The 24,392-nt window shown below is 70.9% G+C and carries 19 protein-coding genes and 1 pseudogene; 10 read left to right on the forward strand and 10 right to left on the reverse strand.

Annotation, left to right across the window (positions count from 1 at the left end; genetic code table 11):
• Window positions 1–19: 19 nt before the first annotated feature.
• A complete protein-coding gene (locus tag ABT340_RS19930; protein WP_352012254.1) occupies window positions 20–676 on the forward strand; it encodes a maleylpyruvate isomerase N-terminal domain-containing protein in 657 nt (218 codons plus the stop codon).
• Window positions 677–689: 13 nt separating this feature from the next.
• Here the strand turns inward: ABT340_RS19930 and ABT340_RS19935 are convergent, their stop codons facing one another.
• The gene (locus tag ABT340_RS19935) at window positions 690–1,952 is read right to left on the reverse strand and encodes an MFS transporter (RefSeq protein ID WP_352012255.1); all 1,263 of its coding nucleotides are present in this window, start codon (window positions 1,950–1,952) and stop codon (window positions 690–692) included.
• Window positions 1,953–2,034: 82 nt separating this feature from the next.
• Between ABT340_RS19935 and ABT340_RS19940 the strand changes: the two genes are divergently transcribed.
• The 3 genes from ABT340_RS19940 to ABT340_RS19950 all read left to right on the forward strand — a co-directional run bounded on the left by ABT340_RS19940 (window position 2,035) and on the right by ABT340_RS19950 (window position 3,680).
• The gene (locus ABT340_RS19940; RefSeq protein ID WP_352012256.1) at window positions 2,035–2,379 is read left to right on the forward strand and encodes an ArsR/SmtB family transcription factor; all 345 of its coding nucleotides are present in this window, start codon (window positions 2,035–2,037) and stop codon (window positions 2,377–2,379) included.
• A gap of 288 nt (window positions 2,380–2,667) precedes the next feature.
• On the forward strand, window positions 2,668–3,138 hold the full coding sequence (locus ABT340_RS19945; RefSeq protein WP_352012257.1) for a hypothetical protein: 471 nt from the start codon (window positions 2,668–2,670) through the stop codon (window positions 3,136–3,138).
• Complete coding sequence (locus ABT340_RS19950; protein ID WP_352012258.1) at window positions 3,135–3,680, forward strand: rhomboid family intramembrane serine protease; 546 nt, start codon at window positions 3,135–3,137, stop codon at window positions 3,678–3,680. The genes ABT340_RS19945 and ABT340_RS19950 overlap by 4 nt, the downstream gene beginning before the upstream one ends.
• 99 nt (window positions 3,681–3,779) lie before the next feature.
• Here ABT340_RS19950 and ABT340_RS19955 read toward each other — a convergent pair whose 3' ends face one another.
• The gene (locus ABT340_RS19955; RefSeq protein ID WP_352012259.1) at window positions 3,780–4,598 is read right to left on the reverse strand and encodes an MBL fold metallo-hydrolase; all 819 of its coding nucleotides are present in this window, start codon (window positions 4,596–4,598) and stop codon (window positions 3,780–3,782) included.
• Window positions 4,599–4,712: 114 nt separating this feature from the next.
• Here ABT340_RS19955 and ABT340_RS19960 point away from each other — a divergent pair, with 114 nt between their 5' ends.
• Window positions 4,713–5,303: a helix-turn-helix domain-containing protein gene (locus ABT340_RS19960; protein ID WP_352012260.1), complete on the forward strand. Its 591-nt coding sequence runs from the start codon at window positions 4,713–4,715 to the stop codon at window positions 5,301–5,303.
• 79 nt (window positions 5,304–5,382) lie between these two features.
• Here the strand turns inward: ABT340_RS19960 and ABT340_RS19965 are convergent, their stop codons facing one another.
• Together ABT340_RS19965 and ABT340_RS19970 are read right to left on the reverse strand one after the other, a co-directional pair.
• Window positions 5,383–6,021: a response regulator gene (locus ABT340_RS19965; RefSeq protein ID WP_352012261.1), complete on the reverse strand. Its 639-nt coding sequence runs from the start codon at window positions 6,019–6,021 to the stop codon at window positions 5,383–5,385.
• The gene (locus tag ABT340_RS19970; RefSeq protein WP_352012262.1) at window positions 6,018–7,238 is read right to left on the reverse strand and encodes a sensor histidine kinase; all 1,221 of its coding nucleotides are present in this window, start codon (window positions 7,236–7,238) and stop codon (window positions 6,018–6,020) included. The genes ABT340_RS19965 and ABT340_RS19970 overlap by 4 nt, the downstream gene beginning before the upstream one ends.
• A 174-nt stretch (window positions 7,239–7,412) precedes the next feature.
• Between ABT340_RS19970 and ABT340_RS19975 the strand changes: the two genes are divergently transcribed.
• From ABT340_RS19975 to ABT340_RS19985, 3 genes and pseudogenes are all read left to right on the forward strand, one after another.
• Window positions 7,413–8,501, forward strand: coding sequence for an ABC transporter permease (locus tag ABT340_RS19975; RefSeq protein WP_352012263.1), 1,089 nt, complete (start codon window positions 7,413–7,415; stop codon window positions 8,499–8,501).
• The gene (locus ABT340_RS19980) at window positions 8,498–9,217 is read left to right on the forward strand and encodes an ABC transporter ATP-binding protein (protein WP_352012264.1); all 720 of its coding nucleotides are present in this window, start codon (window positions 8,498–8,500) and stop codon (window positions 9,215–9,217) included. The genes ABT340_RS19975 and ABT340_RS19980 overlap by 4 nt, the downstream gene beginning before the upstream one ends.
• 51 nt (window positions 9,218–9,268) lie before the next feature.
• Window positions 9,269–9,388 (forward strand): annotated as a pseudogene (locus ABT340_RS19985) (IS630 family transposase); the annotation flags it as partial.
• Between the two features lie 9 nt (window positions 9,389–9,397).
• On the opposite strand, the gene ABT340_RS19990 reads toward ABT340_RS19985, so the two are convergent.
• Window positions 9,398–10,513: an epoxide hydrolase family protein gene (locus ABT340_RS19990; protein WP_352012425.1), complete on the reverse strand. Its 1,116-nt coding sequence runs from the start codon at window positions 10,511–10,513 to the stop codon at window positions 9,398–9,400.
• Window positions 10,514–10,600: 87 nt separating this feature from the next.
• On the opposite strand from ABT340_RS19990, the gene ABT340_RS19995 reads away from it, so the two are divergent.
• Together ABT340_RS19995 and ABT340_RS20000 are read left to right on the forward strand one after the other, a co-directional pair.
• Window positions 10,601–11,077, forward strand: a complete 477-nt coding sequence (locus tag ABT340_RS19995; RefSeq protein WP_352012266.1) for a MarR family winged helix-turn-helix transcriptional regulator — start codon at window positions 10,601–10,603, stop codon at window positions 11,075–11,077.
• A gap of 231 nt (window positions 11,078–11,308) precedes the next feature.
• Window positions 11,309–11,683, forward strand: coding sequence for a peptidase inhibitor family I36 protein (locus ABT340_RS20000; protein WP_352012267.1), 375 nt, complete (start codon window positions 11,309–11,311; stop codon window positions 11,681–11,683).
• Window positions 11,684–11,911: 228 nt separating this feature from the next.
• Here the strand turns inward: ABT340_RS20000 and ABT340_RS20005 are convergent, their stop codons facing one another.
• From ABT340_RS20005 to ABT340_RS20025, 5 genes are all read right to left on the reverse strand, one after another.
• A complete protein-coding gene (locus ABT340_RS20005) occupies window positions 11,912–13,555 on the reverse strand; it encodes a beta-ketoacyl synthase N-terminal-like domain-containing protein (protein ID WP_352012268.1) in 1,644 nt (547 codons plus the stop codon).
• Entirely contained in the window at window positions 13,552–16,635 is a 3,084-nt protein-coding gene (locus ABT340_RS20010; RefSeq protein WP_352012269.1) for a non-ribosomal peptide synthetase, read from the reverse strand. The genes ABT340_RS20005 and ABT340_RS20010 overlap by 4 nt, the downstream gene beginning before the upstream one ends.
• 129 nt (window positions 16,636–16,764) lie before the next feature.
• On the reverse strand, window positions 16,765–22,332 hold the full coding sequence (locus ABT340_RS20015) for a non-ribosomal peptide synthetase (protein WP_352012270.1): 5,568 nt from the start codon (window positions 22,330–22,332) through the stop codon (window positions 16,765–16,767).
• Window positions 22,329–23,339 (reverse strand): MupA/Atu3671 family FMN-dependent luciferase-like monooxygenase, encoded by a 1,011-nt coding sequence (locus ABT340_RS20020; RefSeq protein ID WP_352012271.1) that lies wholly within the window; start codon window positions 23,337–23,339, stop codon window positions 22,329–22,331. Before ABT340_RS20020 ends, ABT340_RS20015 begins: the two co-directional genes overlap by 4 nt.
• A 98-nt stretch (window positions 23,340–23,437) precedes the next feature.
• Window positions 23,438–23,638: an MbtH family protein gene (locus tag ABT340_RS20025; RefSeq protein WP_352012272.1), complete on the reverse strand. Its 201-nt coding sequence runs from the start codon at window positions 23,636–23,638 to the stop codon at window positions 23,438–23,440.
• Window positions 23,639–24,392: the final 754 nt, after the last annotated feature.

Genomic DNA, 24,392 nt, shown 5'->3' on the forward strand with positions numbered 1-24,392 from the left:
GTCGTCTTACCGTGCCGAAGTGGATCTCTTCTCTCATACCTGGAGCGCGTTACGTACGGCGGTCGCCGACCTCCCCGACGAGGACTTCGCGCGGCCGTCCGGTTGTGCGGGCTGGCTCGTACGGGACCTGGTGTGCCACCTGGTCATCGACGCCCAGGACGTCCTGATCACCCTCGTGACCCCCGTGGACTCGGAGCCGACCCGCGACGCGGTGACCTACTGGAACGTCGCCGCGGAACCCCCGACCGGTGACGACCCGCTCGACGCGCTGATCGTGCGGCTGGCCGCCGCCTACCAGGAGCCCGAGCTGCTCAAATTCCATCTCGACGACGTCGGCTCAGCCGCCGGTCGCGCCGCCGAGCTCGCCGACCCGGACCGGTGGGTCGGTACCCAGGGTCAGGTCCTCACCGCGGGCGACTACCTCTCCGCGTACGTGCTGGAGTGGACGCTGCACCACCTCGACCTGGTGGCGCACCTGCCGCACGTGGCGGGACCTCCCGCCGAGGGGCTCGCCCGGACCCGCGAGATGCTGGAGGAGATCGCCGGAGCCGCGTTCCCCGCCTCGTTCTCCGACGAGGACGCGCTGCTGGTCGGCACCGGGCGGCGTGCCCCGACCGACGGGGAGAAGGATGATCTGGGGGAACTGGCGGCGCGGCTCCCGTTCGTCCTGGGGTGACCGTAGGCCCGCGTCAGCCTGCGGTGGGGGAGCGGTGACGTCGTAGGGCCAGGACGATCAGCATCACCACGCAGGCCACGGCGACTGCGGCGGCGAAGCACTGCACGGCGAAGAGAAGCCCGGAGACCGTGGCGAGGAAGCCGACCCCGATGACCGGCACCCCGACGCCGAGGTAGATGATCACGTAGAAGGTGGACAGCACGTCGGCGCGGTGTTCGGCGGGAGCCGCCTGGTTGACCGCGGTGATGCCGCCGAGGAACGTGAGCCCCTGGCCGGTGCCGCCGGTCGCCGCCGCCAGGAGCAACAGCGGCAGCGAGGACAGGCCACCGGCGAGGGCGAGCAGCACCAGTCCGGTGGCCAGGAGGGGCAGGCCGGCCAGCTCCAGGTCGCGGGCCTGCCTGCCGTACCCGAGAAGCTGGGCGAGCGCGGAGCACAGCAGCATCAGCGCCACCGCCGCACCGGCCAGGAACAGGTTCCCGCTGCCGGAGAGGATCGCGACATAGGTGGGGACGAGGGCGAGGGAGAGTCCCATCACGCTGAACGCGAGGAAGCTCGCCGTACCGCTGGTCCCGAAGATGGAGCGCACCGCGGCGGGGATCTCGGGGAGGTGGGGCCCGCGCCGGATGCCCGAGGCCATGACCGGCAGCGCGGCCATCGTCACCGCCGCGGGAACCAGCAGCGCGATCTCCACCGCGAACGGCAGGACGTGCGGCGCGGGGGCGTACTGGGCGAGCAGCCCGGCCAGCACGGGGCCGAGGCCGAGCCCTCCGACGGTGGCCACGGTGGACACCAGCGCGGCCCTGCGGCGGTCGCCGTTCGGTTCGAGTTCCGTCAGCGTCGCGGTCAGCGGGCCCGAGGCCACGCCGAGCGCCACGCCCTGCAGGGCACGGGCGGCGAACAGCCATCCGGTGCTCGTGGCCAGGGCGAAGAGCAACGCTCCCAGCGCGGCGAGCGCCACCGCCGACAGCAGCACGGTGCGGCGGCCGAGCAGGTCGGACAGCGGACCGGCCAGCAGCAGGGAGGGAATCAACACGGCCACGTACGTGGCGAAGATCAATGTGACGACCAACGGGGAGAAGCCGAAGCCCGCCTGGTAGCCCCGATACAGGGGGGTCGGCAGGTTCGTTCCGGTCAGCAGGATGAGCAACGTGTACGCCGTACCCCAGAATCTCCATCGTCCTGCGGGGCCCGCGTCCTGCGGGGCGCGCCTTTCCCGGCGGGGGTCACGACGCGGCGGACGGTCATGGCTCGCGGCGGTGAGTTGATCGAGAGACATCCGTTCCTCCACACCATCATGTTCGGACTTGCCGAACATAACACATGTTCGAGAATGCCGAACATGTCGCTATCCTGGAGGCATGGCAAGCCGTACCGCGACCGAACTCGTCCACCCCGACTCCGACCAGCTCCGGTTCACCGCGGTGCTGGCGGCCCTGAGCGACCCTCTGCGCCTGGCCATCGTCGCCCAGCTCGCCGACGTCGAGCCCGACGGCGAGCTGATGTGCACGACGCTCGCGGTACCGGTCAGCAGGTCCACCCGGAGCGGTCACTTCAAGGTCCTGCGGGAGGCGGGTGTGATCCGGCAGAGGGACGAGGGGACACGGCGGCTGAACCGGCTGCGCCGTGACGACCTGGACGCCCGTTTCCCCGGCCTGCTCGACCTCGCGATCCTGCAGGGTCGCGAGGTGCTCAACGGCTGGTGAGACCGGACCCGGTGGGCTCTTGCGCCTCCCACCGGGCGGGGCCTGCCGCGTGCGGTAGTCGCCCAGGCCGTGTTCGAGCAGGTGGAAGGCCTGTTCGGCGTTGACGACCGCGTCGGGGTAGACGGCGTCGGCCGTCTCGCCCTCCAGTAGCCGCCGGATGTTCTCCGACATCAGGGCGTTGCGGGTGCCGAGCATCTGTGCGGCGGCGACGCGGGCGATCGGGTCCGCCCGCCCGTCCTGGGTGGCGAGTTCCTCGGCCAGCAGCTCCTGACCACGCGCCAGGAAGTGGTGCAGGTGCTGCAGGAGGGCGGGCGCGGAATGGGTGAGCCTCTGCACGGCGAGCACCTGGGGGTCGTCGCTCAGACCGGTGGCCGCGTCGCGAGCGGCCAGGGCCGCCAGGAAATGGCGTCGCAGGGCCCGAACCGCCGACTCTCCGGCCGCACGGCCACGGACGACACGGGCGGGCTCGTCGACATGTTCTTCCAGCGGCGCCAGGACCAGGGCCTCCTTGGTGGGGAAGTACGGGAGGCTCCTCGGCCCGTTCGTCCAGGAGTTCGGCCCGACCGGCTGCATGGGTCACGTGGCCTGGCCGGCGTCGCGGCACCGGTGGCCACGGTCGGGAACGGCGTGGTGATCTCGTTCGTTTCCCCGATCAACGCCGTGTTCGTGATCGCCGCGGCCATCATGGCGCCCCCCTTCGCCGCATGGCTGCGCGAACCCGCCGCCCCCTCCCTCCCCGCTGAACAGGTGGACGCATGAGCAAGCCCTGGCTGACCTGGACGACCTTCGCCGTGACCGCCGTGACCACCACCGCGGGCCTGCTCCTTCCCGGCCTGTCCGCGCTGCTGGCCAGGAGCCCCGGCCTGCTGGACGGTCAGTGGTGGCGGCTGCTCAGCCCCATCCTGGTCAACCCGGAAGGCTGGTACCAGATCCTTTTCAACGGGGCCGCGCTGCTCCTCCTCGGCACATACGCCGAGCGGGCGTACGGCCGGGCCCGCTGGTTGCTGCTCTACCTGGGAGGCGCCCTGGCCGGGGAGGTCTACAGCTACGCCGTCGGCGACTACAGCGCCGGCTCGTCCGTCGCCATCGCCGGCCTGCTCGGCGGACTGGCCGTCTGGGTGGTGCGCGGCCACTCCGGACTGCCCCGTAGGCCCAGGATCGCCGCCGCCGCGCTCCTGGCCGGCGCGGTCGTGCTCGCCCTCATCGGAGACGAGCACGGTGCCCCCATCCTCACCGGCGCCCTGATCGCCCTGGTCCTCCCCGCCCGCGCGGCAGGGGAGAACACCGCCCACGCCCGATGAGGCGTCCGGCTCGCCACGACCGCTGCGGAGGTCGCGGTGTGCCTCGACCGGGGTGGGCTGGGGACCGTCGTGAACGCGGCCCGGAGCCGACGTGCTCGATCAGCCGATCGGCGGCGCGAGGTACTCCAGCGCGTAACCGTCTCCGGAGGCGGTCACGCGGGCGATGCCGGGAGAGTCGAGATGGGCGCCGGCCACGAAGTGGTTCGGCTGGGTCAGCCGTTCGAGAAGGGCCGCTCGCGCGGAGCGGGCCTGGGACTGGTCACCGTCGAACTCCCAGGTCACGTTCGGCTGCTCGAACTGGAGCGTGGGAACGTGAACGGTGTCGCCCCAGACGAGAAGGTGGCCGGTGCCGCTCCTGACGTCGTAGACGGTGTGACCGGGCGTGTGGCCCGGCGTCGGGATCGCGGTGACCCAGCCGTTGATCGCGACCTTCTCCGACACGGGTACCACCCGGTCGCGGATCGGCTCAAGCCGCCCGGTGAACACCGAGGTGTCGCCCGCGCCGATCCACACCCGCTCAAGTTTGGCGAACGCCTCCGAACCGTCCGGCGCGATCAGGCCGCTCACGTGGTCCTCGTGATTGTGGGTGATGGCCACGTCGGTGACGTGCGCGCGGTCGATTCCCGCCTCGTCGAGCGCGTCGTGGATAAACCCCATGCCCGGGACGTGCCAAACGTTGGACGCACCGGTGTCGACGAGAACCGACCGCGTGCCGTCGGTGACGAAGAAGGCGTTGACCGACAGCCGCAGGTTGTCGTCGATCAGCGGGACGGCGGCAGGCAGCTCGTCGAGAGCGCACCCGTCCTCGTCGCGGAGCCGTGTCGGCGGCATGTCGATGTACCCGTCTCGCAACGAGGTCACCTGCAGGTCGCCGAATTCAAACGTGGCATAACGCAGGCCACTTGAGATCAAACGCATGGAATCTCCATCGTGCTGAGCGCGCATCGCGCATCTTCAATAGAAGACAATATCTCCTTTAGAAGAAACCATACACTGTGGGCGTCGAGATACCCCCATCGATCGAGGAGCACGGTGGTCGAGCAAGACGGAAACGGTGACGACCTGGCCGGAGCGTTCGGCGGTAACGTGCGGCGGCGCCGCGAGGAGGCGGGCCTGACGCTTGAGCAGCTGTCCGCGCAGTCGTCGGTCAGCCGGGCGATGCTGTCCAAGGTCGAACGCGGCGAGAAGAGCCCGACGATCGGCGTCGCGTCCAGGATCGCCCACGCGCTCGACGCGTCACTCTCGGACCTGATCGGCGCGCCGGCCGCCGCCGCGCCCGGTGTGGCCATTGTCATGCGCAAGAACGATCGTCCCGTCTTCCGTGACCCGGAGACCGGCTTCGAGCGGCACATGGTGTCAGCGGCCCCGGGTGCGGGAGGAGCCGAGATGGTCGTCCACTATCTCCCCGCGCAGGTCTCCACCGGGCTGCTGCCTGCGTATCCGCCGGGTACGGAGAAACAACTCGTGGTGCTCAAGGGCACCCTCACCGTCGCGATCGGCGGGATCAGCGAGACCCTGAACACCGGCGACTCCCTGTTCCTCCAGGCCGACGCGGACCACGGCTTCGCCAACCGAACGAACGCTCCCTGCGAGTACATCATGGTCATCTCGCGCAGAGCCTGATCGGCCGCAGCGTACGGGCCTGGGCAGACGGCGCCACACGCCACCTGCCGTAGCCGTACGAGAACCGCGCGTGTTCGGGTCAACGGCGGATGAGGCCGAGGTCGGTGGCCACGGCGACAGCGGCGGTACGGGAGTCGACGCCGAGTTTGGCGTAGATACGGGCCAGGTGGGATTTGACGGTGCCCTCGGTCAGATGGAGGCGTGTGCCAACGGCCTGGTTGGACAGGCCGTCGGCGACCAGGGCGAGGACTTCGGTTTCGCGCCGGGTCAGGGTGGTGCCGGGGGCACGCAGGCGGTTCATCAACCGGTCGGCGACGGTGGGCGCGAGTGTGGTGCGTCCGGCGGCTGCGGTGTGCACGGCGGCGGCCAGATCTTCGGGCGGGGCGTCTTTGAGGAGGTAGCCGGTGGCGCCGGCTTCGATGGCGGGCAGGGTGTCGGCGTCGGAGTCGTAGGTGGTGACGATCAGCACGCGGGGGGCTCCCGGGCGGGCGGTGATCCGGGCGGTGGCTTCGGCGCCGCCCATGCCCTTGCCGAACTGCAGGTCCATCAGGACGACGTCGATGTCGCCTTCGGCGGCGCGGGTGACGGCGTCCTCGGCGGTGGCGGCTTCGGCGACGATGACGAGGCCGGGCTCGGTTTCCAGCACGGCGCGCAGCCCGGCCCGTACAACAGGGTGGTCGTCGGCCACGAGCAGGCGGATGGGAGTGTCGTCGGTCACGGGCGGACCTCGGGCTCGGTGTCGGCTGGTGGGGTGAGAGGCAGTTGGGCGGCCAGGGCGGTGCCGTGGCCGGGGGCGGATTCGACGGTGAGAGTGCCGCCGAGGGCTTGGGCGCGGGCGCGCATGGCGGCCAGTCCGAAGCCGCCGGTCTCGGGGTCGGGGGCGGGCAGGCGGGCGGGGTCGAAGCCGCGTCCGTCGTCGGCGACGTCGAGGGCGACGTGGTCACCCAGATAGCCGAGGGTGACCTCGGCGGTGGTGGCCTCGGCGTGCTGCACGACGTTGGCCAGGGCGGACTGGGCGATTCGCAGCAGCGCGACCTCGTGCGCGGTGGTGAGCGGGGCGGGATCGCCGGTGAGGCGGAACCGCGCGGTGAGCCGATGCCGGGCGGACGCGGTGGCGCACAGGCGTTCCAGGGCACCGGCCAGGGTGGTGCCCTCCAGCGTGGGCGGAGTGAGGGCGGCCACGAAACGGCGGGCCTCGGCGAGGTTGTCGACGGCGGCCTGCCTGGCCTGGCCGACGTGGCGGGCCGCGTTCTGCGGTGCCTGGGGCAGTGCGCGCTCGGCGGCCCGTAGCAACAGCTGGATGCTGGACAGGCCTTGGGCGAGGGTGTCGTGGATCTCGCGGGCCAGACGTTCGCGTTCGGCGAGCACACCGGCGGTGTGCTGGACCCGGGCCAGGTCGGCGCGGGTGGCGGTGAGTTCCTCGATCAGCCTGCGGCGGCGCTCGCTCTCCCGGTACAGGGCCTGATAACCCCGTACTCCCGCGACGGTGACGGCAGCGCCGAGCGCGGGGCCGATGGCCATGGCAGGGCTGAAGGAGTGCTGGTGGGCGGAGAATCCGGCGATGGCCGCCACCGCGGTGGCGGCCACCGTGACCGGTCCGGCGCGGCGAGGCAGGAGATGAAGCTGGAGGAAGTACAGCGGGAAGGCCACCCACACGGCGTCGGGAGACAAGGCCAGCAGCGCCAGCCATACGGTGCCCACGACCGCGAGCCACCAGGCGGCACCCCGCCACGTGCGCCGGACGCGCGGCGCAAGCGCACCGGCGGCGTACACCAGGCCGCACGCCCCCGCCGTCGCGGCGATCCATCCGGCATGGGGATGGTCGCCGGCCAGTGCCCGGCCGGAGGTCAGGACGAGCAGGCCGATGATCAGCAGGTGCAGGCACCAGGCCAGGGTCCGGGTGGTGAGGGTCAGGGCGGAGGCGGTGGCGTTCACAGTGTCCTCCAGCCTATGGAGGCAGGCCCGTGGGGGCCTCCATCGAAAGTTAGAACCCGCGTGCCGTCCTTCGGCCCGTGAAGTTCCCCCCTGCGCCAGACGCGTGTGTGAGACTCCGGCGGCGACGGTTGAGGCGTACCCCGCTTCCACCACCGGAAAGGACAGGCCAAGGCCGTGTTCGTCGCCTGGAGAGACCTGAAGTTCGCCAAGGGGCGCTTCGCCCTGATGGGAACCGTCATCGTGTTGATCACCCTGCTGGTCGGGCTGTTGTCCGGGTTGACGGCCGGTCTGGGTCAGCAGAACATCTCCGCGATCACGGGACTGCCCGCAGACAAGATCGCGTTCCAGGCTCCCGGCGGCGGCCAGAACCTGTCGTACTCCAACTCCACCGTCACCAAGCAGCAGTGGCTGCAGTGGTCCACAGCACCCGGCGTCGAAAACGCCGAACCGCTGGGGATCACCACGACCAAGGCCGCCTCCGGAGACAAGAGCACCGCCGTCTCCGCCTTCGGCGTCAAGCCCGGTTCCCGCCTCGCCCCGGTCGGCGACAAGATCAGCGACAGTGCGGTGGTGCTGTCCGTCGCGGCCGCCGACGACCTCGGTGTGCAGACCGGCGGCTCCCTCACCCTGGCAGGTCAGCGGCTGACAGTGGCCGCCGTCGAGGGCGATGCCTCCTTCAGTCACACCCCGGTCGTCTGGACCAGCCTGGATGTCTGGCGCAAGGCCGCGCCACCCACCGGTGGCGGGCAGGGCCCGACCGCCACCGTCATCGCCCTGACCACCGCCTCCGAAGCCAACACGGCGACCACCGACCAGCGGATCGGTACCCGGACGGTCTCCATCCAGGACTCCCTGTCTGCGATCGGTTCCTACACCTCGGAGAACGGCTCCCTGCAGCTGATGCGCGGCTTCCTGTTCGTCATCTCCGCCCTCGTCATCGGCGCTTTCTTCACCGTGTGGACCATCCAGCGCAGCGGCGACGTCGCCGTCCTCAAGGCACTGGGCGCCTCCACCGCCAACCTGCTCAAGGACGCTCTCGGCCAGGCCGTCGTCCTGCTCACCGGAGGCACCCTGCTCGGCACCGGCATCGCCGTCGCACTCGGCGCCCTCGTGTCCGGCTCCGCTGTGCCGTTCCTCCTCACCCCCGCCACCATCCTGATCCCGGCCGCCGTGATCATCCTCCTCGGCGCGCTCGGCGCCGCCCTGTCCATCCGCCGTATCACCTCCGTGGACCCGCTGACCGCCCTGGGGAGCGCCCGATGAGCCTGAACCTGACCGACATCACCCTCACCTACCCCGACGGTGAGGCCCGCCTGACCGCTCTCGACCAGGTCAGCCTGGAGGTTCCCCAGGGCAGCCTGACCGCCGTGGTGGGCCCTTCCGGCTCCGGCAAGTCCAGCCTCCTCGCGGTCGCCGCCACCCTGATCACTCCCGACACCGGCACCGTCACCGTCGACGGCCGGAACACCACCGGCCTCACCCGCGGCGAGTTGACCGAACTGCGCCGCCACAAGATCGGCATCGTCTTCCAGCAGCCCAACCTGCTGCCCTCCCTGACCGCCGCCGAACAACTCCAGGTCATGGCCCAGATCGACGGTCGCAAACCTCGCACCGCACGCGACCGCGCGATGGAACTCCTCGACGCCGTCGGCCTTGCCGACCAGGCGGGCCGCCGCCCCCACCAGCTCTCCGGCGGCCAGCGCCAGCGCGTCAACATCGCCCGCGCCCTGATGAACGACCCCACCGTCCTCCTGGTCGACGAACCCACCAGCGCCCTCGACCACGAACGCGGCGCCGCGGTTCTCGACCTGATCGCCCGCCTCACCCGCCGGCAGGCCACCGCCACCGTCCTGGTCACCCACGACCGCACCCACCTCACCGACGCCGACCAGATCGCCGAAGTCCACGACGGACGCCTGCGCCTTCCGGCACCGACGCTCCGAACCGGCAGCGGCGCGCCGGGCGAACGGACGGGATGAGGAGGCGATCACGGTGTGGAAGGCGCAGGTGCGGCCGGCCGTGGGACCACCGCGGCGAACCTGGATCATCTGGTGCGTGCGATCAAGCGCGGGTTGAAGAAGATCCAGTACCGGCCGCATCTGATCGGCGGCTGCCTGGCCGGGACCGGTCCGGTTCTCAAGCCCTCGTAACTCCACGAACTAAAGAGCAACGGCCGGGCGCCTTCGCTGGTCGGCCTCGACGTGGGTGAGGAAGAAGTCCCGGATGTCCTGCGCCAGGAGCTCCGGCACCTCCATCGCGGCGAAGTGGCCGCCGCGCTCGAACTCCGACCAGTGCCTGATGTCGTACAACCTCTCGGCCAGCGGCCGTACCGACTGCGTGATGTCGTGGGCGAACACCGCCACACCGACCGGCACCGGGCACGGCTCGGTCCGCCGTGGAGTCTCGCGGTGCAGCCGTGCCGAGGAGGCCGCGGTGGCGGTCAGCCAGTACAGGGAGATGTCGGTGAGCATCCGCTCGTCACTGATCGTCGAGCGGGGGTCGGTCCACTGCGCGAAGCGTTCGGCGATCCAGGCCAGCTGGCCGACGGGCGAGTCGGTCAGCGCGTAACCGATGGTCTGCGGAGTGGCGGCCTGCAGTGCCTGGTACGGCGGGCGGTTGGCCATCAGCTGCCGGACCTTGTCCAGCCGGGCCTCGTCCGTCTTCGACAGTTCGACGTCGGCGTCCGGGTCCGGCCGGGTGGGCAGATAGTTGACGTGCACCCCGGCGACCCGATCGGGTGCCACCGCGCCGAGTGCCAGGGAGATGCCCGAACCGAAGTCGCCACCCTGCGCGCCGTAGCGCTCGTAGCCGAGACGGCGCATCAGTTCGGCCCAGGCCTGTGCGACGTGGACGATGTCCCAGCCGCGCCGGTGGGTCGGCCCGGAGAAGCCGTAGCCCGGGATGGACGGGATCACCAGGTGGAAGTCGCGCGACAGCGGCTCGATCACGTCGAGGAACTCCAGGAACGAGCCGGGCCAGCCATGGGTGAGGATCAGCGCGAGCGCGTCCGGCTTCGCCGAGCGCACATGGACGAAGTGGATGTTCTGGCCGTCGATCTCGGTGGTGAAGTGCGGAAGCTCGTTGAGCCTGGCCTCCTGCGCACGCCAGTCGTACCCGGTGCGCCAGTACTCGGCGAGTTCCTTCAGCCGAGTCAGCGGGAAGCCGTAGTCCCACCCGGCGTCGGCGACCTCGTTGGGCCAGCGGGTTCGGGAGAGGCGGTCGGTCAGGTCGTCGAGGTCGGCCTGGGGGATGTCGATGCGGAACGGCTTGATCACGGTCTTCACTCCGGGGAGGTTTAAACGTTAGTGACACTAACGAAGGTAGACTGTTAGTGTCACTAACGCAAGAAGCGGAGGAATCCCGTGGGCACGATCCCCGAACCGACCCCGGCCCGGCTGCGCGCCATCCCCAGCCGCCTGCTCGCCGGGACCGCGATCGTCGCCGACCGGCTCGTCGGTGAACGCCTGTCCGCGGAAGGCGCTCACAAATGGCACTTCGCCGTACTGGTCACGCTCGCCGAGGCCGGCCCCGCCAGCCAGGCCGAGCTCAGCCGCCGCACCGGCATCTACCGCAGTGACATGGTCGCCGTCCTCAACGAGCTGGCGGACGCCGACTACGTCCGCCGCGAACCCGACCCCGCCGACCGCCGCCGCAACGTCATCACCCTCACCCCCGTCGGCCGCCGCCGCCTGGAGCACCTCGACGCGCTCATCGCCGACGCCCAGCGCGAACTCCTCGCCCCCCTCACCCCCGGCCAGCGGGAGGAGCTCACTCGACTGCTCACCGTCCTCGTCGAACACCACCGCCCCCCGCACCCCCGCCCGCACGACGCGCGATAGCCCATCGCCCGCCTCCGGAGCCTCCGCGAGGTGACCCGATCGGGGCCCGTCCCGGAGTTCCCCGACCACGGTGGGCCGATCCGTCGCCCCGGGGTGGCGTTGTCAACGGGAGTCATGTGTCTCGACAAGGTCAGTCAGATGACACGGATTCGAGGGGTGATCCGTCAACCGGATCTCTGTTATCAACGAACTATCAGATAGTTGGACAACGGTAGTAAAGGGGAACTATCCATGTCACAGCGCACGAAGTCCATCAAGCTGAGGCTTCTCGGCGCCGTCGGTGCCGCGGTCATGCTGGCGCCTGTGCTGGCGACCGGTTCGGCCCAGGCCTCCACCGATACCGCTCGCCAGGCGTTACTGGTCACCGGCATCCACGTCTACTCCTCCACGGGCTTCTCGGGCCCGGACGCCTGGCTCAACGGAGACCCCGGTCAGTGCTACTACGTCGGCGCCGGCTGGAACGACAACATCCGTTCCGCCCGTACCGAGAGCAGCCGCCTGGTGGAGCTGTGGGACAACTACGACTGCACCGGTGGAGCGATCGTCGTCGACAGCAGCGGCTACAACTCGATCGGCAGCTGGGTCAGCGCCTACCGCATCCGCTAGTTCGGTGACGCTGGACGCAAGCGGTGAAGGCGGCCCTGTTCCGGCCGCGGGCGCGCGGAAGGAGCGGTACGGAAACCAGCGGTAGAACCTGCCGCCGGTGAGAACACGGAGGCCGCACCCGACAGGACATCCGTCTTGCCGGGTGCGGCCATGCCGTGGCGCGGTCACGGGCCGGAGAGACTCCTCCGCCCGTTCTCACACCGTCCCGCTCGGACGCGGCCCCACGGCTCAGTCCTCCAGCTCGTCCAGCAAAGAGGCCAGCAGGTTCTCCTCCGGTCGCACGATCCGCTCCGCGATCTCGCGCAGGGTCAGCTTCTCCAGAAAGAGCGTGACAGGGACGTCGAGGTCGAAGTCGTCGCGCATGCGGCCGACGAGGAAGACGGCGGTGAGCGAGTCGCCGCCGGCGGCAAGATAGGTCCTGTCCAGGTCCTCGGCCCTGGTCAGCCCGAGCGTGGCCGACAGCAGTCCGATCACCGCGTCCTGCAGGTGACCGGTGTTCGCCAGGGCGGGCACCGAGACTAGCGCGGACAGGGAGAAGGCTCCGTAGGAGACCCCGGAGAAGGCGCGGGTGCGAATGGCCGGCCGGCTCCCGGCCCACTCCTCGACCACCACGTGCACGTTGGTTCCGCCGATGCCGACGGAGGTGATCCCGGCCCTCCGGATCCCCCGCGAGGACGTCCAGGGAGAGGCGGCGGTGACCAGGTCGAAGGGGGAGGCCTGGAGGCGGAGGTCGGGGTGCGGGCGGGTGACGTTGGCCGAGGGCACCAGGGTCCGGTTCTCCAGCATGAGCACTGTCTTGATCAGGCCCGCGACTCCGGCGGCGGTGTCCAGGTGGCCGAGGTTGGACTTGACCGAGCCGATCAGACAGCGGTCGGCCTCGGCGAAGGCGGTGGAGGCGGCGGCGATCTCGATGCGGTCGCCCAGTTCGGTGGCGGTGCCATGGGTCTCCAGGTAGTGCGCCTGCGCGGGGTCGAGTCCCGCGGCCGCCCACGCCTCGACGATGGCGGCGGCCTGCCGGTCGACGCTGGGCGCGGTGAAGCCGACCTTGGCCGAGCCGTCGTTGGTGATCGCGGAGCCACGGATGACCGCGCGGATCGGGTCGCCGTCGGCCGCGGCGTCCTCCAGCCGCCTGAGCACCACCAGGCCGACGCCGTTGCCGGGGACCGTGCCGGCCGCCTTCTCGTCGAACGGGCGGCACCGGCCGTCGGGGGAGAAGACGCCACCGGGCCGGTAGAGGTAGCCGCGCCTGCGGACGGAGTCGATCGAGACGCCCCCGGCGAGCGCGGTGTCGCATTCACCCAGCAACAGTGCCTGCGCGGCCAGGTGGACCGCGGTCAGCGAGGTGGAGCAGGCCGTCTGCACGGTGAGGCTGGGGCCGTCCAGTCCCAGGCGGTAGGAGATCCATCCGGCCAGGAACTCGCGGTCGGTCAGGACACGCAGGTGCATGGCGCCGTACCGCGCGGCCAGACCGGGGTCGGCGTGGGCGGCGATCATGTGCTCACTCAGTCCGCCGCCCACATAGACGCCGGTACGCCGGGGTGGTCTGCGCGGGTCGTGGCCGGCGTCCTCCAGCGCGTTCCACGCCGTCTGCAGCAGCTGGCGGTGCTGGGGGTCGAGAGCGACCGCCTCGGCGGGATTGAAACCGAACAGTTCCGCTTCGAACCGGTCGGCGCCGACGAGGTAACCCTTCGACGGCACGTAGGCCGGGTCGCGCAGTTCCTCCTCGCCGACTCCGGCGTCGCGAAGCTCCTTCTCGCTGAAGTCGGTGATCGAACAGACCCCGTCGCGTAGATTGGCCCAGAAGGCGGCGAGGTCGCAGGCACCTGGGAAACGGCCGCTCATTCCGATGACGGCCACGGCCGCATCAGTCACGATCTCCTCCTTGTTCTGGCCGCCAGGCGCGCCCGCCTGTCCGCGCCGTGTCGCCGGTCCTGGTCGTGATGGGGTCGCGTGACGCCGTCGAGCCGGGCCGCGAGGGTGGCGACGGTGGGATGCCGGAACAGTTCGACCAGGGCCAGCTCGTCGTGGCCTTGGTCGTGCAGGGCCGCCAGGACGGTCAGCAGCCGGATCGAGGTGCCGCCCACGTCGAAGAAGTTGTCGTGTGTTCCGATGTGTTCCACGCCCAGTACCCGCCTCCAGATTCCGGCGATCAGTTCCTCGGTCGCGCCGGACGGGGTGTGATGGGGTTCGGTGGGACCGCGGTGTACGGCGAGCGGCTCCGGCAGCCTGGTCCGGTCCACCTTGCCGGAGCGGTTGACCGGCAGCTCGTCCAGGAGTGTGACGGTGTCGGGCATCATGTAGCCGGGCAGGTGTTCGGCCAGCCAGGACCGTAGGGCGGCGGGGTCGGCTCCCGGGGCGACGGCGTAGGCGGCCAGCCGTCGCCCGTCGTCCTCGCCGACGACGCGGGCGGCGGCGACGGAGACCAGCGGGTGTGTCGCGAGCAGGCTCTCGATCTCGCCCAGTTCGATGCGGAATCCTCGGATCTTGACCTGGGTGTCGGTCCGGCCCAGATACGACAGCACCCCGTCGGCGTCGTAACGGCCCAGATCCCCGGTCCGGTACATGCGTGAGCCGGGCGGGCCGTACGGGGCTGCGACGAACCGCTCGGCTGTCAGTCCCGGCCGTTCGGCGTAGCCTCGGGCGAGCCCGGCTCCGGCCACGTAGATCTCCCCGGTCACTCCTACCGGGACCGGGCATAGCCGTTCGTCCAGCACGTAGACGCGGGCCCCGGTGACCGGACGGCCGAGCACCACCGGTTCGCCGGGTTCCAGATCGGCGAGGGTCGAATAGACGGTGGTCTCGCTCGGTCCGTAGGCGTTCACGATCCGCCGGTGCGGTGCCCACCAGCGTCTGACCAGTTCCGGCGGGACCGTCTCGCCACCGACGGCCAGGGTTCGCAGGTCCGGCAGTTCGTGCGGGGGCATGGACATCGCGGCCGCGGGGGGCAGGAACGCGTAGGTGATGCGCGAGTCCTGGAGACGTGCGAGCAGGTCTTCACCGAGACGTTCGTATTCGTGGGGGATGTGCAGTTCGGCGCCCGCCGTCCAGGTGAAGAGGAGGTCGGAGACCGCCACGTCGAAGCCGAAGTTGACGTACTGCAGGACCCTGTCGTCACGGGTGACGGGGAACTGCCCACGTACGGCCGTCACCAGGTTGAGCAGAGCGCCGTGCTCCACGGCCACTCCTTTGGGGGCGCCGGTGGAGCCGGAGGTGAACAGGACATATGCGAGGTTGCCCGGCTTCGGCGGGCCCGGGGGCGGCTCCAGCGGGCCGAGCTCGTCGAGTACCGGCACGTCCAGTTGACGGGCGAGCGCACGGGTGCCGTCGCCGGTGACGAGCAGGTGGACACGGGTGCCGGAGACCATGGCGGCCAGGCGGGCGGGTGGGTGACCGGGGTCGAGCGGGACGTAGGCGCCGCCGGCTCTCAGTACGGCCAGCGCGGAGACGGCCATCTCCAGGGATCTCGGCAGGAGCAGGCCCACGGGGACCTCCGGTCCCACCCCCGCCCCGCGCAGCCGGGCGGCCAGGTCGTCCGCCCGTTGCAGGAGCTCGCGATAGGTCAGGGTGGCCTCGCCGTACGTCACCGCGACGGAATCGGGCCGCTCCGCGGCTGTCGCGGCGATGAGATCCGGCACGAGCGGGGACGAGGGGGCCGGGGGGCCGGCTGGAAAGCGGGTCGCCAGGGCGAACTGCTCGGCGTTGAGCATGCCGATCCGGCTGATCGGCAGGTCGGGGCGCTCCAGCAGTCCTTCGAGCATCACCCGCAGGCTCCGGGCCCAGTGTCCGACGGTCGCCGCGTCGAACAGGTCGCTTCGGTAGACGACATGCCCGAGGAGTTCCCCGTCCCACCGTTCGACGTAGAGCAGCAGGTCGAACTTGGCTTCGTCCAGTATCAGCTCGATGCGTTCCACCCGTGCGCCGGGCAGCCGCAGGGTCAGTGAGGTGTCGCCGTAGTAGGAGAACATCACCTGGACCAGCGGGTCGTGGCTGAGCTGTCGTTCGGGCACCACCGCTTCGACGACGGCTTCCAGGGGCGCGTCGTGGTGCAGGCGGCCGTCGAGCAGGCGGTCGTGCAGCCGATCGACCAGCTCCCCGAAGGTGGGGTCGCCGGTGAGGTCGGCCCGGACGGCCAGGGTGTTGGTCAGCAGGCCCACCACGCCCTGGACCGAGGGGTGGTCGCGTCCGGAGACAGGTACGCCGATCACCAGGTCCCGCTGGCCGGTGACGCGGCCGAGGAAGGCGGCGAAGGCGGCGAAGAGCACGGTGAAGGAGGTGGTCGCGCGGTCGCGGGCCAGCTTGGCGAGGCGGTGCGGTGTGTCGGGAGGCAGGGGGAGTCGTTCGACGCCACCGGCGGTGCCCTGTACCGGCGGGCGGGGCCGGTCGGTCGGCAGGGCCAGGGTGTGCGGTGCGCCGGACAGGCTGTCGGCCCAGTAGGCGACCGCCTCCTCGGCGGGGTGTTCACGGCGCCAGGCGGCGTAGCCGGGGTACTGCAGCTCCAGGGGTTCCAGTTCGGCTCCGCCGTAGGCCGTGGCCAGCTCGTCCAGGAGGATCTGCAGGGACCAGCCGTCGCAGATCAGGTGGTGGGCGACGAGCAGAACGCGGTGCAGGTCCGCCGAGACGGTGTGGACCGCGCACCGCAGCAGCGGTCCTCGCTCCACGTCGAAGGGCCGGGCGGCCTCCGCTCTCAGGTCGAGCCGCGCCACGCCGGTGAAGGCGAGTTCGGCGGAGTCGCAGACCACCTGGACGTACTCGCCGTCGCGGACGCGGAAGACCGTCCGCAACGACTCGTGTCTGGCGACCAGCGTCTCCAGCGCCCGGCGGAAGGCTTCGACGTCGAAGGGGCCGTGGACGGCGAAGGCGACCGGCACGTTGTACTGGGCCGTGCCCGGGTGCATGCGATCCAGCACCAGCAGCCTGGCCTGGGTGGGGGAGACGGGGAATTCGTAACGCATCGCGACTCCCGTGGGTTCGGGGCGAGGGCTGTGGTGACCGTCGCCACAGCCTGCGGCGCCCGCATGCTCCGCTCGGCGAACCGTGGGGTGACGGTGTTGTTCCACTCCGCCGGAAGGAGGCGGGTTCACCTACTCGGCCCCGTCCGCCAGCTGTTCGAAGGCATGCACGAGGCGTCCCATGATCAGCGCGGCCTCGGTGCGGGTGCGGCAGTCGGGCCGGTAGGCCAGCCGTATGTACAGCCGGTCAGCCGGATCGATCATGACGGCCAGCGGGTAGTGCGAGGAGTCCCAGACCTCGGCCAGCCGCAGGCGCCCGGGACGGTCCAGGCCGTCGCGGGGATAGTTCTCGAAGCCCAGCGCGGTGTCGAACAGGTCGCGGTGCCCGGCCAGCCGTTGCAGGTCGGCCAGGCGCACGTACTGGTGGGCGGCCAGCCGGGCGTGCTCGTCCTGCAGGCGGGCCAGGAGGTTGTCGCCGAGCCTGACCCGTACCGGCAGCGCGTTGATGAACAGGCCGATCATCGACTCGATTCCGGGGATCTCGGGCGGGCGGCCGGAGACGATGGTGCCGAAGACGACGTCGTCCTGGCCGGTCATCTGGGCGAGGACCATGGCCCAGGCGGCCTGGGCGAGGATGTAGAGCGTGACGTCGACCGCGCGGGCCCGCTCGCGCAGCCTCCTGCTCAGCTCTTCGGTGAGTTCGAGGTCGAGCGTGTGCGGGATCACGCTGTCGAGGGCGTCCGGATGCAGGCGGGTGGGACCGGGCAGCCCCGCCAGGACCGGTTCCCAGGCGGCCGTGGCCTTGTCCGACTCCTGGGCGCGGAGCCAGGCCAGGTAGTCGCGGAACTGGGGGGCGGGCGGCAGCGTCTCGCCCTCGTACAGCGCGATGAGCTCGCGGGCCAGGAGGGGCTTCGACCAGCCGTCGATCAGGAGGTGGTGGACCGTCAGCAGCAGTTCTGAGCCGACCAGCGCGGCGCGGAGCAGCGGTGGTCTGGTGACGTCGAAGGGCCTGATCCGGTCTGCCGCCATCACCTCCTCCATCGTCTGTCCGTCCACCTCGACGAAGGGGACGGACACGTGTTCCGGCACCAGTTGCACCGGCCTGCGCAGCCCCGCCTTGTACCGGAAGCAGGCGCGCAGGCCGGCGTGCCGTTCCACCAGGGTGTCGACCGCCCGCCGCAGTGCCGCCACGTCCACCGGCCCGTCGATCCGGAACCGGCCCTGCATCATGTAGACGTCCGGCCCGGACTCGACCAGGAGCGCACGGTAGAGCATGCCCTCCTGGGTGGGGGAGAGGGGCAGGATGTCCGACAGCCTGGACCCCACCGCCGCCTCCAGCGCGTCGACCTGTTCCTGCGAGAGCTCGACCAGCGGGAAGTCCGAGCTGGTCGAGCCGCCCCCCTGTTCCCTGGCGAGCACGCCGAGCGCTTCGAACCACAGGTCGGCCAGGGCCTCGGCCTCCTCTGCCGACATGCCGGCGTAGGACCAGACGGCCACCAGGTGGGGTCCGTCGGCGATCACGTCGAGTTCCACGGCGTAGGCCGTCGGCACGTCGGTCGTGCCGACCGGTTCCAGGTCGCCGCCGGAGAAGCGCCCGAGATAGTTGAAGCGCAGGTCGGGCCCGGGCGAGGCGGCCAGCCGTGGTGCGGTGTCCGGGTTGAGATAACGCAACATGCCGTAGCCGAGCCCGCCGCCGGGAACCGCCCGCAGCTGCTCCTTGACCTGCTTCAGCGTGACGCCGGCCGCGCCGTCCCAGAACCCTTCCGCGGCCTCCAGCCGGACCGGGTACTGCGCGGTGAACCAGCCGACGGTCGCCGAGAGGTCCACGTCGCCGGTCGGCTCCTCGCGTCCGTGGCCCTCCAGTTCGACCAGCAGGGCGTTGCCGTGGCCGCGCCACCTGGCCGCCGCGGCGGTCAGCGCGGCCAGCAGCACGTGGTCCGGCCCGCAGCGGTAGGCGGTGGGCAGCCGGGTGAGCACCGCCTCGGTGATCTCGGGCGCGAGGGTCCTGGTCAGGGTGGTACGGCTGCCGCCGCTCGTCCTGCCGGGCACCAGCCCGGCCTCCTCGCCCGTGTCCATCCCGGTCCAGAAGGACAGCTCGGCCAGGCGCGCCGGGCTTACCGCCTGCTCGTGCAGCAGTGTGGACCAGCGTTGCACGGAGGTCCCGCGCGGAGGAGGCATATCGGCTCCCGACAGCAGTACCGCCATCTCGGCGGCCAGGATGCGCAAGGACACGCCGTCGGCGGCCAGGCGGTGCACGGTGAGGAGAAGCTTGCCCGCCTCCTTCTGCCAGACGGCCTGGAGCATCCTGCCCTTCTCGGGATCCAGGGCGACCCCGCCGAGCCCCACCGGCTCGGCGGTCGCCGGGACCTCTAGTTCCCAGTGCTCGCCGGAGTGGCGGACGAGCCGCGTCCGCAGGCTCGCGTGCCGTTCGGTCAGGATCTGGAGCGCTCGACCGATGCGCTCGGCGTCGGCGTCGTCGGGCACCGGCAGCAGGGCTGACAGCGCGAAGGCGTGCAGCGGGCCGTGGTGCTCGCGCCACCGGTGCATGATCGGGGTGAGGGGGAAGCGCCCGACCGGCGAGTCGGTCGCCACCTCGCCCGTGGCTCCGGCGAGCGCGGCGAGCCTGGCCGGGGTCCGTGCGACGAAGACGTCCTTCGGGGTGAGGACGATCGCCTCCTCCCTGGCCCGGGAGACGAGCTGGAGGGCCGCGATGCTGTCGCCGCCCAGGGCGAAGAAGCTGTCCTGCGCTCCGACGTCGTCGACCTTGAGGAACTCGGCGAACAACTCGCAGAGCCGGGCCTCCACGGCGCCGGTGGGGGCACGGGTCCCGGCCCGGCGCGGCGGCGCGGGCAGGGCGGCCCGGTGGAGCTTGCCACTGCGGGTCAGGGGCAGGCTCGCCAGCTCGACGAAGGCGCCGGGCACCATCTGGACCGGCAGCCGGGCCGCCGTGTGGGCGATGAGCGCGTCCTGGTCGAGCTCGCCGTGCGGCACCACGTAGGCGATCAGGCGTCCGTCCCGCAGGACCACGGCGGCGCCGCTCACCGAGGGGTGGGCGGAAAGGACCGCCTCGATCTCGCCCGGCTCGACGCGTACGCCGGACACCTTCATCTGGTCGTCGGTGCGGCTGAGGAAGTCCAGCTGCCCGTCGGGCCGCCTGCGTGCGAGGTCCCCGGTCCGGTACATGCGCGCGCCGGGCTCGAACGGGCAGGCCACGAAACGCTCGGCGGTCAGCCCGGGCCGGTTGAGATAGCCGCGCGCCAGGAGGTCCCCGGTCAGGTAGAGCTCGCCGGGCACGCCCACGGGTACCGGGCGCAGCCGGGCGTCCAGCACGTAGGCCCCGACGTTGTCCATGGGCAGGCCGATCGGCGGGAGCCCCTGGGGCTGCTCCGTGCTCAGGGTCGCCAGGACCGTGCCCTCGGTCGGCCCGTAGGTGTTGTGGAAGCGGCGCCTGCTGTTCGCCCAGGCCCGCACCAGCTCGGCGGAGCAGACCTCGCCGATGGTGGCGATCACGCGCAGCGCCGGATACTCGCCCGGCGGCACGCTGGCCAGGATCGTCGGTGAGATGAAGGTGCCGGTGATCTCGCGCTCCACGAGCACCTCCGCCAGCTCCCGGCCCGTCAGGGGACCGGGCCTGGTGACGACGAGTGTGCCGCCGGAGCCGAAGGCCATGCACAGCTCGCCGACCAGGACGTCGAAGGTCGGGGCGCTCAGCTGCAGTATCCGGCTGGAGGCGTCGATCCGGAGCTGTTCGACCAGGGAGACGGCCAGCGTCGCGTGCCCGGTGTGCGAGGCCACGACGCCCTTGGGGGTGCCGGTGGATCCGGAGGTGTAGTAGACGTGCGCGGCCTGCAGCGGTTGGAAGGCCCGCGGGAGCGGGGCCCGGCCGGAGTCGCCGGGCGACAACCGCGAGACGCCCGTCTCCGGTAAGGGCGTCGCCGGGTCGGCCACGACGGCCACCGGCGCGGCGTCCCGCAGGATGAACGCGATCCGGTCCTGCGGGTATTCGGGGTCGATGGGCAGGAAGGCGGCTCCGGCGCGCTGGACCGCGAGGATGCCCACCACCAGCTCCACCGACCGGCCGAGGACGAGTGCGACGATCCGCTCCGGACCGGCGCCGCACTCGCGCAGCGCCCCGGCCAGGCGGTCGGCCCGCGCGATCAGCTCGGCGTAGGTCACCGCCTCCTGCTCCGACTCGACCGCCACGGCGTCCGGTGAGAGGGCCGCCTGCCGTACCGCCAGATCCGCCGGCGAGGTGGCGGGCAGCTCCCGGGGGACGGCGGCGCCGGGTGTCTCTCCAGACAGCAGCGCCGCGTGGGAGATCGGCGTGTCAGGGGAGCGCACCAGGTCGGCCAGCAGGACGGTGAAGCCGTCGGCCCAGGCGCGGACCGCCTCGGGGTCGTAGAGGTCGATGCGGACCTCCAGCGCCCCCGCGAGACCGTCCTCGGTGTCGCGCACGATCCCCATCACGTCGTGCTCGCCGCCGGTCTGCACGCGCTCCGGCTCGGCGATCTCCTGCAACATCCGCACGCTCTCCTGGCGGGTCAGGTACATGAAGACCCACTGGAACAACGGCGAGCGCCCGACGACCCGCTCGGGGCGGATCGCGCTGACGATCCGCCCCACGGGTACGTCGGCGTTGTCGAGCAGGCGCGGGAAGTCGGCGGTGAAGCGGCTCAGCAGGTCGGCGAAGGTCGTCTCCGGCTCGAAGTGCCAGCGGGTGGGAACCTCGTTCATGACGTAGCCGATGACGCGTTCCAGGCCCTTGGCCGCCCGGTTGGCGACGGGCGTGCCGATCGTCATGTCGTCCTGGCCGCTCAGCCGGTGGGCGAGCACCGCGAAGGCGGTCATCAGGACGCCGTAGACGGTCGCGCCCCGCTCCCTGGCCAGCGCGCGGATCGCCGCCTCTCCCTCCAGGTCGATGTGGAAGGGAAGCCGCGTGATGCCGAACGGGCCGCGCGGCGCGCCGAGCGGCCCCACGGTCAGCGGGGGCGGAGGGGCGCCCAGATAGTCGCGCCAGAAGCCCAGCTGGGCCTGGAGTACCCCGGCCTCCTCCAGTTCGCGCTGCCACGAGGCGAAGTCGGGGTACTGGATCTCCGGGCGGCCGAGTACCGGCGGGGTGCCGTCGCGCACGGTCTTGTAGGCGGCGGTGAACTCCCTGTGCAGGATGTCGAAGGAGAACCAGTCGGTCACGATGTGATGCAGTGCCAGGACCAGGGTCGAGCGCTTTTCGTCAACCCTGATGAAGCGTCCCCGGATCAGCCGGTCCCTGCTGAGGTCGAAGCGCCGTCGGCTGTAGGCGGTCAGCTCGTCGTGGAGGGGGCCACGTAGTTCGGCCCGCTCCAGGACGAAGGGCCCCGCGGCGGGGAAGTCGGCGCGCAGTTCGTCGACCGATCCGGTGATGCGCATGCGCAGGATGTCGTGCTGCTCCTGGACGATCGTCAGGGCGGCTTCGAGGTCGCCGGGGGCCACGGGGCCGTCGAAGTGGTAGGCGCAGCAGAGGTTGAGGGCGGACAACTCCGAATAGAGCGCCTCGTAGACCCACAGGTCCTCCTGGCCTGGGCTGAGCCGTACCGGCCGGGAGGGGTCGCGTTGCGGGACGATGTCGGGGATCGCCCCGATCTGCCCTGCCTCGACGAGGCGGCGCAGGAGTGTGACGCGCTGCTCACGCGGGAGCGCGGCGAAACGGGTCGTGGTACTCATGGGGCCTCCGTCATCAGCGTGGACAGTCGCTCCAGCCCGGCGAGCACCTGCTCGGCCGGGAGCCCGAAGTCGACGAAGCAGGCCACTTCGTCGACGCCCAGGTCGCTCAGGTCGGTGAGGAACTCGCGGCAGCGCTCGGCCGGGCCGAGCAGTCCGCCCCAGTTCAGGTAGCGGCGGAGGGCGAACTCGGCCAGTGCGTCGCTCTCCCGTTCGGTGAGCCGGGCGGCCCGGCCGTCGTCCAGCCGGTTGGTGGCGGTCTGCGCCACGTAGGACTTCAGGTAGGCCTTGAGCGGCTCACCTACCGTCCGGGCCGCGTCGTCGGCGACGTGGGTGTGGGCCATCAGGGTCACCGTGCCCTTTGGGTGCAGCTCCCGGTAGAGGGCGATCCTGCCGGCCAGTTCCTCACGGGTCTGGCCGATCGTCGCGGCCAGTACGTTGGTGCGCAGCCGCCCGGCGGTCCTCCAGGTCTGCGGGTTACCCGAGGTCGTCAGCCACAGGGGGAGCTCGGGCGAGTAGGGCGTGGGCTGGGGCCGTACCGCGACCGGCCTGCCGCTGCCGTCGGTGAACTCCACCTCCTCGCCCGACCACAGGCGGCGCAGCAGTTCGATGCCGTCCAGGGCGTGCTCGCGCCGCCCGGCGAACCGCTCGGGGGCGAGCACGAAGTCCTTGGAGTGCCAGCCAGTGGCCACCGACAGGCCGATCCGGCCGCGCGACAGGTTGTCGACGACGGCCCAGTCCTCCACGACCCGCAGCGGGTGGTGCAGTGGCAGCACCAGGCTGCCCGCCCGGATCGCGATGCGCTCGGTGGCCACCGCCAGGGCCGCGCTCAGCACCGACGGGTTGGGGAAGACCTGGCCCACCTGCTGGAAGTGCCGTTCGGGGGTCCAGACTGCGGTGAAGCCCAGTCGGTCGGCCACTCTGGCGATGTCCAGGATCTCGGTGTATTTCGTGGCATGGCCTACGCCGCTGACGTTGTCGGCCCCGAAGAACATGACGCTGATATCCATCGGGACGTCAGTCCTTTCCCGGGACCTGGGCGGCCGGGTGATGGGGACGCCGTGGAGGCGAACCTCGGTGCCGGCGCGGCGAGAGGCCGTGCACCGTGTCAGGCACGGGTGACGCTCACGGGCCGGATGCCGCGCCCGTTGGCCTCGACGTGGTCAAGGCGCTCGGCTCTCGGGGAGGTTCCCAGCGCGACCCGCCGGCCCGCGGGGACCTTCGGGCCGAAGGGCCACAGCGCGTGCCGGTTCCCGTCGTTGACCAGGACCAGGTAGGTGCCTTCGGCTTCCTCGAACGGGTCGGTCATGTCGCGGTCTCCGTTCCGGTCGGGCGGGTGGACGTCGATCTCACGTACGGCGGTGCCGGCCAGGCCCGCGGCGAGGAGCCGGGAAGCGTCTTTTCCACGTCGGCTATTTCGGGATGGCGCGGTTTTGCTCCGGAGGTGAACGCGGGATATATCCCGGGCCCTCACGATCCAATGTGTGCGCGAAGAACCTCTGCCGCAGCTCCGCCTCCCGAAAGACTCGCGCCTGGTTCAGGCGGATGCGTGAATCCATGTTTCGGTTGTCCGTGAGGGGATGAGACTTCGAATGTGCTCTCACGTTCACGGCGTGCTGCTAAAGAACTCTTGCGGAAAGTATGTTGCCCACCAGGTCCTGTCAAGGGGAGGTCCCGGCGAGGCGGGGGTTTCGGTTGGTCGAGCTGAGTCCTGATGGTGGGCCGGGTAACGCCGACCGGCGCCCCGAAGCTCGCGGCGAGCCTTCCCGCCGTGTGTGCAGGGGATTTCACAAAGGTGATTGTTCATATCTTTTGAAGCCGTGTCGCAGAACAGCGTTCGGTTCCGCCGATGAGCGACGGGGCCGGTCACGGACGGTGGCATGGGAGGCGGGGAAAGGCCCGTACCTCGACGCACCTGCGCCGGCCTCCGCTCGGATCTGTGTCACCGGCCGCAGAGCGGATCGGCTCGGTGCATTTTCGGAATCGCCTCCCCGAATCCGTGTTCACAGGAGGAGTTTCGCGAACATTAATTGAACGAACGGTCCGCGGAACGTCCGTGGCGT

It is taken from the genome of Streptosporangium sp. NPDC000239, assembly GCF_040300765.1.
In the GTDB taxonomy this organism is placed as follows: Bacteria; Actinomycetota; Actinomycetes; order Streptosporangiales; family Streptosporangiaceae; genus Streptosporangium.

Bases quoted from the DNA above. Each gene is read 5' to 3' on its own strand.
- ABT340_RS19935 (WP_352012255.1), bottom strand. From the start codon at position 1,952: ATGTCTCTCGATCAACTCACCGCCGCGAGCCATGACCGTCCGCCGCGT.
- ABT340_RS19940 (WP_352012256.1), top strand. From the start codon at position 2,035: ATGGCAAGCCGTACCGCGACCGAACTCGTCCACCCCGACTCCGACCAG.
- ABT340_RS19950 (WP_352012258.1), top strand. From the start codon at position 3,135: ATGAGCAAGCCCTGGCTGACCTGGACGACCTTCGCCGTGACCGCCGTG.
- ABT340_RS19955 (WP_352012259.1), bottom strand. From the start codon at position 4,598: ATGCGTTTGATCTCAAGTGGCCTGCGTTATGCCACGTTTGAATTCGGC.
- ABT340_RS19980 (WP_352012264.1), top strand. From the start codon at position 8,498: ATGAGCCTGAACCTGACCGACATCACCCTCACCTACCCCGACGGTGAG.
- ABT340_RS20000 (WP_352012267.1), top strand. From the start codon at position 11,309: ATGTCACAGCGCACGAAGTCCATCAAGCTGAGGCTTCTCGGCGCCGTC.
- ABT340_RS20010 (WP_352012269.1), bottom strand. From the start codon at position 16,635: ATGCGTTACGAATTCCCCGTCTCCCCCACCCAGGCCAGGCTGCTGGTG.
- ABT340_RS20015 (WP_352012270.1), bottom strand. From the start codon at position 22,332: ATGAGTACCACGACCCGTTTCGCCGCGCTCCCGCGTGAGCAGCGCGTC.
- ABT340_RS20020 (WP_352012271.1), bottom strand. From the start codon at position 23,339: ATGGATATCAGCGTCATGTTCTTCGGGGCCGACAACGTCAGCGGCGTA.
- ABT340_RS20025 (WP_352012272.1), bottom strand. From the start codon at position 23,638: ATGACCGACCCGTTCGAGGAAGCCGAAGGCACCTACCTGGTCCTGGTC.